Raw genomic sequence first — 14,203 nt, 5'->3', positions numbered from 1 at the left:
TGTCCGTGGTCCTGCGTACCGGGGCCGACGACGCCGTCCGGGCCGTGGCGCGGGAGGCCGACACCGCAGCGTGCAGCAGGTTCGGGCAGCACGTCGTCGCGCAGACCCACTGGCGGTCACCGCAAGGGGACTGGTACGTCCTCGCGGCGGGGAGCCGCGCCGTGACGGGTCTGCGCGTCACGGGCGATGTCGTCGCCAAGGCCGACGGACGGACCCTGGCGGTGCGAGCCCCACGGGACGCGGAGACCGAGGTGTCCGGCCGGCTGGAGACCGGGGACGATCTGCCGGCCCTCCCTGTGGACACCGCCGACCCGGCCGCGCCGTAACGGGGGTTGACTCGCTGCCATCGGCTCCGCCGAATCCGGCCCGGTGTGTCATCAGAGCGATGTGCCGGGGTAGTTGTCGCTCATGCCGGAGAAGAGACCGACGGATGCCGCGACCAGAGGGTTCATGCGGTCGGTGGACCGGGTGCTGCTGTGGCTGGCTCCCGTGCTGACGATCGTGATGCTCGTGCTGGCGGTCGCCGGCATGACGACGGGGGCCGCTCCGGGTCGCGTCGTCTTCCAGTTCGCCATGGCCTTCGTCATGGTCAGCGTTGCGATCACGGCACGGGCCAGGCTGCGTGCTGACGAGTTCCCGGAGGAGCGCGAGGCGTGAGCCCCCTCCCCCGGCCGCGTACCGAGTCACCCTCGGTCGCATCTCCGCGACGGCCGGCGCATCATCTGTCTCCGTAGTCGGCGGTATCGGATGCACCAGATCCTCAGCGGAGGTCAGGCTGGGCGGGAGAGGGCTCGACATGTGTGTCCTCTCCCTTCGGTGCCGTGTTCTCGGACACCGGCACGGCGGGTTCGGGCAGGGTCTTGAACAGCAGCCAGGCCAGGACGGGCATCAGGATCAGCGGGGCCAGGGCGGTCTGCAGCGAAGTCCTGTCGGCGACAGTGCCGATGACCGGGCTGATCAGGCCCCCGATGCTCACGGTCAGGCCGAGCGTGATTCCGCTGGCGGTTCCGATCCGCGAGGGCAGGTAGTCCTGGCCCAGCGTGACCTGGAGCGAGAACGGGACGTACAGCCCGGCCGAGGTGAGGATGACGAACAAGTAGAGGACCGGACCGGGGACGAAGACCAGGCCGGCGATCGAGCAGGCCGTGACCAGGTACGACCAGCGCGAGACCCGCACCCGGTCCCAGCGGTCCGCCAGCGCACCACCCAGCACACTGCCCACCGCTCCTCCCAGGTACAACAGGAACAGAGCCGCCGTGCCCGCGGTCTTGCTGCCGTCCATGCGCTCGGTGGCGAACAGGGAGATGAACGTGCTCAGGCCGATGAAGGCGATGGAACGGCACACCACGGCCAACGACAGGCGCACGAACGACACCCTGTCGTCCTTGCCCGTCACGGGCGCCTCGGCCGCGTCGGACAGCCGGGTCCCCAGCACGCGCAGCACTGGCAGGCACAGTGCAGCGCCGGCCACGGCCGGCAGCACGAGAAGTGGTGTCAGGCTCAGTCCTCCGATCCCGACCACGGCAGCGACCGTGACGGGGGCCAGCGCGAAGCCGAGGTTGCCGCCCAGCGAGAACCATGCCATCCCACTGTGGCTGCCGCCGCTGGCGACCCTGGCCACCCGCGCGGATTCCGGATGGTATGCCGCCACGCCGACCCCGGACACCGCGACGACCACGAGCGTCACCGTGTAGGAGTCACTTACTCCGCTGAGTGCGATGCCCGCCCCTCCGACCAGCGTGCTGACCGGCAGCAGCCAAGGCATCGCCCGGCGGTCGGTGAGCATGCCGAATAACGGCTGGGCAACCGACGACAGCACAGAGGCGGCGAGCACGATGCCCGAGACGGCGGCGTAGCTGTACGCGCGCTCGACGACGAAGAAGGGCACGAGGGAGGCGACGGCGCCTTGATAGACGTCGACGCAGCCGTGCCCGACAGATAAGAGAGTGATGGAGAGATTTCTTCGCACCCCGTCATCGTGGACGGCGCCCGCCGTGTCGCGCTTCCGATAAACTGCCAGACAATGACGAAAGTCCGCCACACGCCCGTGGCCCCCACCCGCACCCAGCGACTGGCGTCCGGCGCGGAGATAGACGCGCACCGGCACGACGACCACCAGATCGTCTACGCGGGCCGGGGCGTACTGGCCGTCACCACGAGCGTCGGCTCCTGGGTAGCCCCGGCGACCCGCGCCATCTGGGTCCCGGCCGGCACCGTCCACGCCCACCAGGCACACGGCGACCTGGAACTGCACCTGGTAGGCCTCCCCGCGTGGGAGAACCCTCTGAACCTGGGCACCCCCACCGTGCTCGCCGTGAGTCCGCTGCTGCGTGAGCTCATCATTGCCTTCACCCGCACCGAGGAGGACGACGACGGCCCGAAGAGAACGCGGCTGCGCGCGGTGCTCCTGGACCAGCTACAGACCTCGGTACAGCAGCCCCTGCACCTGCCCACGCCGAGCAGTCCCCTGCTCAGGACTGTCTGCGACCTCCTGCGGTCCGACCCCTCGGACAACCGCACGCTCACCGAACTCGGCCGAGAGGTCGGGGCCAGCGACCGCACACTCTCCCGCCTGTTCAGCACCGACCTCGGCATGACGTTCCCTCAGTGGCGCACTCAACTGCGACTCCATCACGCACTGATCCTGCTGGCCGAGAAGGTGCCGGTGACCAGAGTCGCGAACCAGTGCGGATGGTCGTCCACGAGCGCCTTCATCGACGTGTTCCGCCGCACGTTCGGTCACACCCCGGGCAAGCACTCCGGGTGACCGTTCCAGGGATCAAGCTGCCGTGGCATCTCGACTCAGGTTGCAAAGGGCTCGCTTTCGCGTCACGTGCCCTCGACAGGCAGTCCCGCAACGAACTCTGAGAGAGCGGATGCCTCTGGGGGCGCCTGCCCGCGCAGGAACCGCTCGTAGTGATCGGCAACGAGACGACGCAGGTCTGCCTCGGCCGGTTCATCGCCACTGAGCTCAAGGGAGACCTGATGCGGCTCCCCCGACATGCGCAACGGTCTGGCAAGGGCATCGAACCCACAGGCGTACTCGTCGGGCATCTCCCACCATGACTCGGCGAATGCTCGGTCCTGAAGGACGTACATGTAGTGGTCGTCGTCGAAGAGGATCACGGGGCCTATCGGTGCAGTCACTCATGGAGTATCACGCAAGTCGTCGGCGCATGTGATGCTTGCATGCGAGCCATGCCGCGACGCGGTTGCCGTGCGCCGCGAAATCGGTCGACAGGCGCATCCCCGAACGACTCTAATGGCGGCGACTGCCCGTCACACGGATCGGGCCGGCAACGGGAGTTGCTCTTGGTGGCTGCCAGAACTACAGAGACATGGCCTCAGATCGATGAGGCACTGGTCAGACGCCTGGTCGACACTCAGTTCCCGCAGTGGGCACGGCTGGCCCTGAAGCTACTCGACCCTGCCGGCTCCGACCACGTGATCTACCGGCTGGGTGAGGAGCTGTCCGTCCGGCTGCCGCGCCATCCCGAGGCCATCGGGCAGGCCAGAAAGGAACTCGAGTGGCTGCCCCAACTCGCCCCGCACCTTCCCCTGGCCATCCCCGTACCCGTGGCAGTGGGCGACCCCGACTTCGGCTATCCGTGGCCGTGGGCGGTGTCCCGCTGGCTGGACGGCGAGGTGGCGACCGTCGACGCACTGGGCGATTCCTCCACGGCCGCGGTTCAACTGGCTGAGTTTCTGGCCGCCTTGCAGCGGTTCGCGCCCGAGAACAGTGCCGCCGGAATCACCCGGGAAGACCTCACCGGCCGCCCATTGTCCGACCGGGACCACGCGACGCGGATCGCCATCGCCGAAGTCGACGGCGCCTTCGACACGACAGCGATGACGGAACTGTGGGACGCGGCACTGAGCGCGCCCGGATGGGACCGCTCTCCGGTGTGGTTTCACGGCGACTTCCATACCGGCAACCTGCTGACCTCCGACGGCCGTCTCAGCGCCGTCATCGACTTCGGCGGGCTCGGCACAGGCGACCCGGCCTGCGATCTGATGATCGCCTTCACCTTGATGACGGCCGACAGCCGAGCCGACTTCCGCCGTGCGCTCGGCGTCGACGACGCCACCTGGATGCGGGGCCGCGGCTGGGCCCTGGCCACCGGCCTGAACGCCTACACCTCCTACGCCGCCGTCAACCCCCGGGTCGCCGCGCAGACGACCCGGCAGGTCACCCAAGCCCTCATCGGCTAGAGCGGGGCTTCTGGATCTTCTCTTGGCGTGGGTGTGGGTCGTGCCGCTGGGGCAGGTGTTCTTGCACTGATATGAGGCGGCGGAGCTCCCCACGCCAGGCGGCGTGGGGAGCTCCGGGTGGTGGCTGCGGCGGGGCAGGCTGCCTCGTAAGTCGAGGTGGCAGGACGCTCTGGCTCTAGAAGAAGTGCTTTCGTCCACCGACCGCGCGACCGGTCGCACCCAGGATCCACAGGATGGCGCCCACCAGAATGAGGATGCTACCGATCGTCGTCAGCAGACCCATGCCGACAAGCAGGCCGATGATCAGCAGAATGAGTCCAAGAATGATCATTGCAAAACCCCATCGTCAATTCCGATTCAGGCGCGCATGCGTTCAAACTTCACATCGGCCCGAATTCGTCCCTTAGCTGGTAGGTCCCGACCAGTTCCGAACGCCAGGACCTCGGTGCGATAGCTCGTGTGCCCGGCGGCACGCTGTTCACACACCCGCTCGACACTTCGTTCACGAAGCAGCACCGAGCCGGGCCCGGCGGAAAAGGATGCGGGCCGGTCACTGCTTGGGGATGGTGTCGGCGTAGGAGTAGACCGGCAGACGCCCTGGGCCTGTGACTCTGAATCCGTGCACGCCGTCGGTGACGGTCTCGCTGCGGGCCTCTCCCTCGGAGATCCAGTGGACCTCGACGGTGAAGCGAACGTCGTGGTCGCCGGGCAGCAGTTGCAGAATGAACTGCTCCGGGTCACTGCCGGAAACCTTGAACGGGAAGTCGACGGCTTCGCCCCCGCCCCGGCTGACCGGTCGCAGGCTGATCTCCTGGGCCATGAGGTCCACGTCGAAAACACGCGGCGACATGCCGCCCCCGCATTCCATTCTGACGATGGAACCGGTCCGCGGGACGGGCGCCGCGGAGAGCCTGCGCACCGTCACACCGGTGACGACGATCGCCTGTGAGGTCTTGGCCTGCAATGTCAGGGCGAGACCAGCCGGATCGTCCTCGGGCGCAGTCACGGCGACTCCCCGTTGCAGCACGCTGCCGCTGCGGTCCTGGCGCAGTTCAGCCAGCGAATGGTCCGTGTAGATGGGGCAGGACCCCACAGCGGTGTGCACGGTCAGTCCAGGTGGATCCGACCACTGTTCCTGCAGTCGGCTCCACCCGCCCATGACCATGGCCGTGGTGACCGCGGCCGCGACGGTGAGCACCGCGGGCACCCAGTACACAGGGTTACGGAAGTGCGACGGCCGCCGAGGAGCACGCGACGGCATGGGCGGCACCCCGCCCGCAGGCGAAGCCGAGCCGTCCGAACCTCTGTTGTTCCCCAGCTGAGAACCCGTCCGCCCGGTCACAACGGCACCCCCCGGAAGATCACTGACCGACCGAAGAATAATCCACGTTCGGCCCGGCGGAGGCCCGCTCCTCGGCAAGCTGCTTGCTCATCAGCACACCAGCACACCGGATCGTGGAAGTGCTCCCAGGTTGCCGGCCGCCCGCGATCTCCGTGTCACACCCCGGTGGCAGACTGGCGTCACGACGAAGCGCGACAAGGGCGGGGCGGTCCGGCAGGGTCAACCGTGAGCACAGCTGCTCGGGGTGGCCGGTGCCACGGAGAGGAGAGGCGCGGCTGTGATCTTCGACAGTCTTGATGTGTCGTACGGCCACATGTGGGGTTCCCACCAAGGAACGACCCATCCGGAACCGCTGTCGCGCACGGTCGCGGAGCGCAGACATGCTGCCGGGATGGAGTACTCGGTTCTGCTGTCCGTGCGGGAGCGACCGATGGCACTGGTCGAGCGCTGGCCGCGCGGGAAGTGGCGTGTGTATCTGTTCGACGACAGGTCCTGGCGCATGCAGATGATCGACCTCACGCCGCACCACACGGGAATGTTGCTGGTTCGCTGGAACACGCGATGGCGGTTCTCCGACGAGCGGGAGTACGCGTCCGGGAAATGGGAGGTCCAGGAGACCACGACCGTTTCGGCCGACGGGCAGGTCGAGGTGAAGTCCGAGTTCGCCGCCGGACCGAGGGGAGCCTCAACGGAGCCATCGCACGCTCGGGCATCCGGCCCGTCGAGCGACCCCGTACGGCGGTTCGCGACGCCCGTCGAGGACTTCCTCCGCCCCGCGCCTGGATTCGGCGACTGGCAGGTGTTCGTTCCGTTCCTCGCCCAGCAGGGCCACGAGCCCGCCACGACCGTGGTCCTCAATGACGTGTCGGTGGGCGAAGGAGCGGGACCGCTGCGCGCCACCGGAATCGAGCAACTCTTCAGTACGGGCACGCACGACACTCCGGACGGGCCGGCCGCCGTCGAGCCCGTCGATGCCGGCCTGCTGCGGATCACCTCGGGGCAGCTGACGGTCTCGGACCCCGGCTGGGTCGGAGACGACCCTCGAACCGTCGCTGTGCCAACGGGCGAACACCCGGTCACGTTGTCGCTGTTGCGCACGACACGCGGGGCCAATGTCGCTGCGGCGAGGGTGACGTTCCTGGACCTCCCTCCCCGCGAATGGGAAATGGCCCTGCGGCCCGACGAGGACCTGGGGCTGCTCAGCGAGGGCCAGTTCTACGGGGTTGGCGTGGATACCGGCACGGTGGCTTTCATGGATGCGACCCGGACGGTGGTCGAAGAGCAGCTGGACGAGGGCCTGTTCATACCCCTCGACAGCCATTTCAGCGTCGAACTTCCCGGCACGGAGCCCGAGCCGAACCTCATCGCCTTCCGTGCCGGCCAGGGCGACGGGTCCTACCCCGTCTGGATCGGCCGCACCGATGGCGGGCAGGTCGGTTGCGTCGTCGTCGACTTCCAGCTCTGTCCCGCCGACGCGGAAGAGTGAGGAGCCGCCGACCAGCGACGCACGGCCGCACCGCCCGAGTGACCTCAGCGGTACGGCGCCACCCAGCACTCCGGCCCTTCACCGCTCACTCCCGGCGTCAGCTCCTCTGACCGAGGTCGGCGGACACCTCTCGTGCGGCGCGCGTGCCCGAGGCCAGGGCGCCCTGCACCGAGCCGGTCGCACGGTGGTCCCCGCACACGTACCTGCCGGGGCCGAGGCGGGTGGTGCGACTCAGCGGCCAGGGTGACGGCATCGCGGGCAGTGCACCCTCGACGGTGCAGGCGGCGATCTGTTGCCAGCCGCTCGTGTCGGTGTCGTACAGCTCGGACAGACGCCGGAGCAGCGCCTGCTCTCTGCCGGGCAGGTCCGATCCCAGTACGGAGGTGGAGATCAGCGCGGTGCCGGGGGGCGCGTAGGTGAGAGCGACCTTGCTGAGGGGGCAGGTGTTCAGGATGGTGCCGGTGCTGTCCACCAGCAGGGTCGGTTCGGCCATCGGTGGCCTGTCGGTGGCGTGGTAGTAGGTGGTGACGGTGCGTGTGTCCGGCACGGTCAGGTCCGGCAGCAGGCCGGCGGCGGTCGCCGAGTCCGTCGCCACCACGACGGCCCGGGCCGGCACCTCGCTCCCGTCCCCGAGCAGCACCCCGGCGTCGGTGACCTCGGCGACGGGCGTGCCGAGGCGCAGGACGGCGTCGGGCAGGCCGTCGACGAGTTGGGCCGGTACGGCGCCGATGCCCTCCGCCGGCAGGCACAGGGTCCCGCGGACCATGCTGCGCCAGACCAGGTGGAAGAACCGAGCGGAGGTCTCCAGCCGGTCTTCCAGGAACACGCCCGCCAGGAACGGCCGCAGGATCTCGGCGATCAGGAAGTCCGACAGTCCCGCCCTGGACAGGGCTTCCGACGTGGGGCGGTCCCGGCGCCGTCGGGTGGCGGACACGGGCAGAACGGCGTCCCGTGCGGTGAGCGCCGCCAGCGCGGCGAGATCGCGGGTCGACAGGACCCGCCCCGGCAGCAGTGTTCCTGCCGCGCTGGGGTCCCTGGTCGGATCGGCGAGACGGACGGGCCCCTGCGACGTGTAGGCGACGAAGCCCGCGGTGAACGGCCGCAGTCGCAGACTTCGCAGGTCCAAACGCCGCTTCCCCTGCGGATATGAGGTGTTGAACACCTGAAAGCCCCGGTCCAGCAGAAATCCGTCCCGCCGGTCCGTGCGCATCCGGCCGCCCACGCCGTCGGACGCCTCCAACAGGACCACCCGCCATCCGGCGCGGCACAGGTCCAAGGCGCACGCCAGGCCGGCCAGACCCGCGCCGACGACGACCGTGTCCGGTGCCCGGCGGTGTTCGTCGCTCATACGTCTCCTCAATCGCCTGCGTACCCGTGGCACCCGAGAGCCGAGCCCGTCCGCTCGGCCTCTCCGTCCCGTCCAGTGCCGACGACCAGCCGGCACGGACATGTGCGGAACGTGGCGCGAGAGCACCCACCGGCAAACGACGCGGCCGTGGCCACCGGTCCAGCGGACCACGTCCTCCGGCCGAAACTCAGGCGCCACGACCAAGTACCGGCGGACGACAACACGTCACGAGGACCCCGACGACACCGACGACTCCAGAGCGGCAACCGCCTCGGCAAGCCCCGACGGACGCGCGAGACCGGCCACCGCCTGCCCCGCCCAGCCGGGGCCCAGGGTCAGGACCACCGGCCTGCGCCGGGCTCCGCGCACCCCCCACTCCATCGCGGCCACATGCTGGGCCAGCGGCCGGCTGGCGGTGGTGCGGGACTGCGCCCACAGCCCCACCGCGGCCGGCCCGGTCCTGCGCACCGCCGCGACGAGCGACTCGACGGGCAGGGCACCTCCGAACATCCGCACCGGGACATCGCGCTCCGTCAGTGCCGCGGACAGCACCTCCAGCGACAGCGTGTGGTTCTCCCCCGGTACGCAGGCGAGCACCACGGTGACGCCGGGACGGTGCGCGACCGTGGGGGGCGTGGCGCGCCGCAGCGCGCCGGAGACGTGCCAGGACAGGAAGTGCTCGACCTCCACGTACTTCTCCCCCGATGTCTCCCACTTGCGGCCCACGGCCTGGAGCGTCGGCACGATCACCTCGGTCCAGGCGGCGACGAGTCCGTGTTCGGTGATCGCGGCGAGCAGCAGCTCGTCCAGGGCCGCGGCGTCCAGACGCAGGGCGGCACGGGCGATTCCCCTGCACTCCTGACGTACGTCACCGAGCCGCATGCCGCTGCCCGCCCGGCTTCGGCGCCGGGTCGGAGCCCGTCCTGGTCCGACGGCCGGCCGAGACCGCGCCGCCGCTGGTGACTCTTCGCTGCGCGCGAGCCGGGCCGCCTCGGCCGGCGGCAGGCCGGTGGCCGTCAACGCGCACATCCGCTCCAGCTTCGCCACGTCCGCCGCCGTCCAGCGCCGATGCCGGCCACCCGTGTGCGTGTCCGGCCCGAGCCCGTACCGGCGGTCCCACGTGCGGACCGTGGTGGGAGCCACCCCCAGACGCCGAGCCACTTCGCCGGTGGTCAGCGCGCCGGCCTGCGGGCCGCCGTCGCCGCCTCGGTCCTCACCGTTCTCCCTCTGCGCGCTCATATCACCCAATGTACGACGCAAAAACGACGCATGTTGCCTGCGTCGTTTGTGCGTCCAACACTGAAAGCACGCGCACGGTGGCGACGCAAGCCGGACTGAACGGACCCGCCGTTCGGCGGACGGTCTCCGTCTCCGTACGACGCACGGCAGGAGGAACGGCCATGAACACGCACTCGCGACCGACCACCAAGCTCGTCCCGCCCGTGGAGGAGACGCGGTACGAGGAGGAACTGGCCCGCGGCCTCGTCGAGGCCGACGAAGATGCGTTCGCAGCCATCTACCGGCGCTGGGGCTCACTGGTGCACACCATGGCCACCCGTTCCCTCGGCGACACGCACGAGGCCGAGGACGTCACCCAAAGGGTGTTCACAGATGCCTGGCGCGGACGGCACGGCTTCCGGCCCGAGCGGGGCGCGCTCGGCGCCTGGCTGGTCGGCATCACGCGCCGCAAGATCGTCGATGCGCTGGCGGCCAGAGGCCGGCGGCTGGCCCTGCTCGAATCAGCCGCTCGCCACGCCACGCCCGCCCGACTCGTCCAGCAGGCACCGGACGAGGTACTCGACCGCGTGCTGCTCGTCGAGGCCCTGTCCCGGTTGCCGCACGCTCAGCGCGAGGTGCTGTGCATGGCCTTCTACGAGGACCTGACGCAGGTGCAGATCTCGGAACGCACCGGAGTCCCCCTGGGCACGGTCAAGAGCCACACCCGCCGCGGCCTGCATCGGTTGCGTACGTGCGTCAGCCAGGGCGACGCACACGGCACCGGCATGTGACCGCGTCGGAGAAGTGATGGCTCGGCGCATCCACGTGGCCGCCCATCCGCGAAACACCGAAGAGACGCCGCAGCGGGCGGTGACTCTCCACGAAGGAATGATCCCCATGACTTCCCGGACCACCATCGCCGTCGCCGCCTCCGCCGGGGCCTGCGCCCTGGCCCTCGGTATGACCGCACCCGCCATGGCGGCTCCCGCCCAGGCGCAGGAGAAAGCCATGGTGTCCGTCTTCCACGGCATCCCCGGAATGACGGTCGACGTCTACGCCAACGGCGACGAGCTGCTCAGTGACTTCAAGCCGGGCACGGTGACCGACCCGCAGTCCCTCGACGCGGGGACCTACGACATCCAGGTCTTCGCAGCGGGCCAGGACCCCGACGGCACACCCGCCCTGCAGAAGCAGGTGAAGGTACCCGAAGGCGGCAACGCCACGGTCGCCGCCCACCTCTCCGCCGACGGCAAGCCCCAGCTGACGGCGTTCACCGACGACGTCTCGAAGGTGGACGCCGGCAAGGCCCGTTTGACCGTCCGTCATGTCGCGGCGGCGCCGGCCGTGGACGTACGCGCCGGCGGGCAGCCCGTCTTCACCGGCCTGACGAACCCCGACGAGGACACCGCGGCAGTCGACGCGGGCACCGTGAACGCAGACGTCGTCCTCGCCGGCACGGACACCGTGGCCATCGGGCCGGCCGAACTGAACCTCAAGGAGGGTACGAGCAACGTCGTCTACGCCTGGGGCAGCGCCGAGGACGAGAACCTGGCCCTTGTCACCCAGACGTTCAGCGGCACGGAAACGATGCCCAAGGCGGTGCACGCCGGCGCCAGCGGTGCCGCCGTCACGCCGAACTCCTCCGACCAGTGGCTTGCCTGGGCGGCGGCCACCGGAGCGATCACGCTGACGGGCGTCATGGTGGCCCGCCAGGTCGCCGTCCGGCGTGGCTGACGCCGCGCGACGGCTGACCGGACCGACGATGGCGGCTGCCGCTCCGGCAGCCGCCATCGTCGTGTCGAATGTGCCGTCGCAGCGCGCCCCGGCTACCTCGCCGACCTCCTCGTCACCGCGGAGCCGGTGACCGAATGACAGCGTCGCCTCGCGCACGACAGGCGTGTGTGCACAGAGACGAAGAAGCCCGAGACACAGGAGAGCGCTGTGAGTCACGTGGAGCCGTCTCACCTGGTGGAACTGGCGCTCGGTCACGCGAGTGGCGACGAGGACGCCGACGCCCTGCGGCACATCGCGTCGTGCCCCCGCTGTCGCCATGAACTGGCGCAGTTGATCCGTGTGGTGGCTGCCGCTCGCGGTGCGCAGGCGTCGGACCTGCCGGCAGCGCCGCCCGAGCGTGTGTGGCAGCGCATCGCGCAAGAGGCTCTGCACGGGGCCGGCAGGCTCCCTCACCCCGTGAGGCACCCGGCCCACCGGTCTCCCGCCAGGGCTCCCGTCGAGGTACGCGGGGTGCGGACGGCCGGCGCCGGAGCGCGCGAGGGCTTCTTCGCGCTCGCTCTGGCAGTCGGCGTCTTACTCGTTCGCCGGTTGCGGGTCAAGGCCGGCCGTGGACGTGGTCGGCGGCTTGCCCGGCGGCACGGATCGCCGTGGTGGCGCCGTACGTGCTGAGCCCTACCGCCGTTGGACTCCGCGTGATCGCCCTCGCTCGCCGGCCACGCTCAACGCCTGTGACCGGGTGCGGGCGGCCCGGCGCCCGGCCCCGCCCCGCCGGTGCCCCGTGAGGAACCGTCCCGTACCGATCACGCGGCGCAACGGCACGGAGTCGTTCAGCTCGCCGTCAACGCCTGGACACGGTTGCCGATCATCGTTGCGGGCGGGTCACTACATCGATGGAGACATGATGGACACGGCAGGGAAGCACATCCCGGGCAGACGCGAGCTGTTGAGAGCGGCGGTGGTCGTCGGCGCCACCACCGCGGCGGCCGGAGCAGTCCCAAGTGGCACCGCGCAGGCGGTCCAGGCGGCCGGCGGCCCGCGTTTCGACGCCCGGAGCCCACGGTTCGCACTGGCCGTCCTTCCCGACACCCAGTACCTGTTCGACGCCGACAGCGCCGACCCGGCACCGCTGGAAGAGACGTTCCGCTACCTCGCCGCCGAGCGGTCCGAGAGCAACATCGCCTTCATGACCCACCTCGGCGACGTCACCGAGCACGGCACCGAGGACGAGATCGAGCGCGCCGCGGACACGTTCCGCCACCTGCACGGCAAAGTGCCGTACAGCGTGTTGGCGGGCAACCACGACATCGCCTCGTCCACGGACGACCAGCGCGGTGACTCCCCGTACCTCGCCGCGTTCGGCCCCCGGCGCTACGCCTCGATGCCGACCTTCGGCGGTGCCTCACCCGACGGGTACAACAGCTACCACGTGCTGCGCGCCGCCGGCCGCCAGTGGCTGGTCCTCGCCCTCGACTGGCGGATCTCGGACAAGGGGCTCACCTGGGCGCGGAGCGTGCTCGACAAGCATCCGACGCTGCCCGCCGTGCTCACCACGCACGACCTGGTCCACGCGGACGACCAGGGCGCGGCGCAGCTGTCCGACCACGGACGACGGCTGTGGGACCGGCTCATCCGCGCCAACGACCAGATCTTCCTCGCCCTGGGCGGCCACTACTGGCCTCCGGGGCGCACGGTCCTGACCAACGATGCCGGCAACGACGTCCACCTCCACGTCGTCAACTACCAGGACCGCTACTACGGCGGTGCCGGCATGATCCGTACCTACGGTTTCGACCTGGCCCGCGGGGTGATCGACGTGGAGACGTTCGCACCGTGGTTCCTGGCCCGGGACCCCGGGCGGCGCGCTCCGCTGGAGGCCGAGAACGTCGAACTGACCGATTCCGTCGACCGGTTCAGCCTGAGCATCGACTTCGACGACCGCTTCCGGGGCTTCGCGCCCGGCACGCCGGCGAAGCCGCGTCCCGCGTCCGCCGTCATGCCGCGCGGCACACTCGCCTACTGGAGGTTCGACGCGTCCGGCATGACCACGCCCAACGCCGGCTCCCCGGTCGTGGACGGCTCCGTCGTACGGGACCTCACCGGACGCGGCAACGACATGACGGTCCGCCGGGTGAACGCGGGCGGCACCGATGCCCTCACCTGGTCGCCCGACCATCATCCCGGTCAGCCGGCACACGCCAGCCTCCGCTTCGACGGCGGCACCGGACCGGACCGCGGCGCGATCCTCACCACGGGTCCGAAGGCGCCCTTGAACAGCGAGAAGTTCACTCGGGGCTACACCATCGAGACCTTCGTCCGGCTCCCCGACCCCTTCGAGGGAAATCACGCCTGGATGGGCCTCCTCAGTTGGGAGGGCCGCAACGGCGACGCGGGCAAGACCACCGGCTGGTCCCCGCTGGAGCCCACGTGCAGCCTGAACCTCTCCCCCGAGCGGTTCCTCCAGTTCGTCGTCTACCCCGAGCGTCAGGACGCCGACCCCACTTCGTGGAGTCACGCCGTACCGACCGGCCGCTGGATGCACATCGCCGTCGTCAACGACGGCCGCCACACCGTCATGTACGTGGACGGCTCGAGGATCGCCCGGAACCCCACCCAGCCGTCGACCGGCATCGCCACGCTCGGCAAGCCCTTCGTCATCGGCGCCACCCAGTTCGACGAGCGCTACGGCCAGGGTTTCTACGGCTGGATCGGCGACACCCGGATCGTCGGCCGGCCCTTGCGGGTCAGCGAGTTCCTCAACCCGTTCGCCTGAGGACGACGGCGCGCGGCCAAAACGGGATGAGGTCCGTGATCACGCCATCGGCTGCGCGCCGTCGCGTCCTCGCGTCGCCACGCCTTCAGCAGT

14 protein-coding genes are annotated in these 14,203 nt (G+C 70.0%); 8 read left to right on the top strand and 6 right to left on the bottom strand.

Translation table 11 applies throughout. The annotated features are described in order from the left end of the window. Window positions 1-5 precede the first annotated feature (5 nt). Window positions 6-326 carry a hypothetical protein gene (locus tag ACFIF2_RS25740; protein ID WP_395575607.1) on the top strand — a complete coding sequence of 107 codons (321 nt, stop codon included), beginning with the start codon at window positions 6-8 and terminating at the stop codon, window positions 324-326. Window positions 327-408: 82 nt separating this feature from the next. After that, complete coding sequence (locus ACFIF2_RS25735; RefSeq protein ID WP_395575606.1) at window positions 409-657, top strand: hypothetical protein; 249 nt, start codon at window positions 409-411, stop codon at window positions 655-657. 103 nt (window positions 658-760) lie between these two features. Here ACFIF2_RS25735 and ACFIF2_RS25730 read toward each other — a convergent pair whose 3' ends face one another. Further along, entirely contained in the window at window positions 761-1,969 is a 1,209-nt protein-coding gene (locus ACFIF2_RS25730; protein WP_395575724.1) for an MFS transporter, read from the bottom strand. A gap of 54 nt (window positions 1,970-2,023) precedes the next feature. Here ACFIF2_RS25730 and ACFIF2_RS25725 point away from each other — a divergent pair, with 54 nt between their 5' ends. After that, window positions 2,024-2,767, top strand: a complete 744-nt coding sequence (locus ACFIF2_RS25725; protein ID WP_395575605.1) for an AraC family transcriptional regulator — start codon at window positions 2,024-2,026, stop codon at window positions 2,765-2,767. A 62-nt stretch (window positions 2,768-2,829) separates the two neighbouring features. On the opposite strand, the gene ACFIF2_RS25720 is transcribed toward ACFIF2_RS25725, so the two are convergent. Beyond that, the gene (locus ACFIF2_RS25720) at window positions 2,830-3,147 is read right to left on the bottom strand and encodes a hypothetical protein (RefSeq protein ID WP_395575604.1); all 318 of its coding nucleotides are present in this window, start codon (window positions 3,145-3,147) and stop codon (window positions 2,830-2,832) included. A gap of 165 nt (window positions 3,148-3,312) precedes the next feature. On the opposite strand from ACFIF2_RS25720, the gene ACFIF2_RS25715 reads away from it, so the two are divergent. Beyond that, entirely contained in the window at window positions 3,313-4,212 is a 900-nt protein-coding gene (locus ACFIF2_RS25715) for an aminoglycoside phosphotransferase family protein (RefSeq protein ID WP_395575603.1), read from the top strand. Between the two features lie 175 nt (window positions 4,213-4,387). Here the strand turns inward: ACFIF2_RS25715 and ACFIF2_RS25710 are convergent, their stop codons facing one another. Together ACFIF2_RS25710 and ACFIF2_RS25705 are read right to left on the bottom strand one after the other, a co-directional pair. Then, on the bottom strand, window positions 4,388-4,543 hold the full coding sequence (locus tag ACFIF2_RS25710; RefSeq protein ID WP_358587022.1) for a hypothetical protein: 156 nt from the start codon (window positions 4,541-4,543) through the stop codon (window positions 4,388-4,390). Window positions 4,544-4,762: 219 nt separating this feature from the next. Beyond that, the gene (locus ACFIF2_RS25705; protein WP_395575602.1) at window positions 4,763-5,419 is read right to left on the bottom strand and encodes a hypothetical protein; all 657 of its coding nucleotides are present in this window, start codon (window positions 5,417-5,419) and stop codon (window positions 4,763-4,765) included. Window positions 5,420-5,831: 412 nt separating this feature from the next. Here ACFIF2_RS25705 and ACFIF2_RS25700 point away from each other — a divergent pair, with 412 nt between their 5' ends. Next, window positions 5,832-7,040: a DUF4241 domain-containing protein gene (locus tag ACFIF2_RS25700; protein WP_395575601.1), complete on the top strand. Its 1,209-nt coding sequence runs from the start codon at window positions 5,832-5,834 to the stop codon at window positions 7,038-7,040. A 97-nt stretch (window positions 7,041-7,137) separates the two neighbouring features. On the opposite strand, the gene ACFIF2_RS25695 is transcribed toward ACFIF2_RS25700, so the two are convergent. Together ACFIF2_RS25695 and ACFIF2_RS25690 are read right to left on the bottom strand one after the other, a co-directional pair. Then, window positions 7,138-8,388, bottom strand: coding sequence for an NAD(P)/FAD-dependent oxidoreductase (locus tag ACFIF2_RS25695; RefSeq protein ID WP_395575600.1), 1,251 nt, complete (start codon window positions 8,386-8,388; stop codon window positions 7,138-7,140). 225 nt (window positions 8,389-8,613) lie between these two features. After that, window positions 8,614-9,627 carry a MerR family transcriptional regulator gene (locus ACFIF2_RS25690; protein WP_395575599.1) on the bottom strand — a complete coding sequence of 338 codons (1,014 nt, stop codon included), beginning with the start codon at window positions 9,625-9,627 and terminating at the stop codon, window positions 8,614-8,616. 161 nt (window positions 9,628-9,788) lie between these two features. Here ACFIF2_RS25690 and ACFIF2_RS25685 point away from each other — a divergent pair, with 161 nt between their 5' ends. From ACFIF2_RS25685 to ACFIF2_RS25675, 3 genes are all read left to right on the top strand, one after another. Continuing rightward, a complete protein-coding gene (locus ACFIF2_RS25685; RefSeq protein ID WP_395575598.1) occupies window positions 9,789-10,397 on the top strand; it encodes a sigma-70 family RNA polymerase sigma factor in 609 nt (202 codons plus the stop codon). Window positions 10,398-10,503: 106 nt separating this feature from the next. Beyond that, complete coding sequence (locus ACFIF2_RS25680) at window positions 10,504-11,340, top strand: DUF4397 domain-containing protein (protein ID WP_395575597.1); 837 nt, start codon at window positions 10,504-10,506, stop codon at window positions 11,338-11,340. Window positions 11,341-12,241: 901 nt separating this feature from the next. Next, complete coding sequence (locus tag ACFIF2_RS25675; protein WP_395575723.1) at window positions 12,242-14,110, top strand: LamG-like jellyroll fold domain-containing protein; 1,869 nt, start codon at window positions 12,242-12,244, stop codon at window positions 14,108-14,110. The last annotated feature ends 93 nt before the right edge of the window (window positions 14,111-14,203 follow it).

The organism is Streptomyces sp. BK79, from assembly GCF_044142145.1.
Taxonomy (GTDB): domain Bacteria; phylum Actinomycetota; class Actinomycetes; order Streptomycetales; family Streptomycetaceae; genus Streptomyces.
Note: the sequence above shows the minus strand (reverse complement) of the source record. Positions and strands in the feature narration are given on the sequence as shown.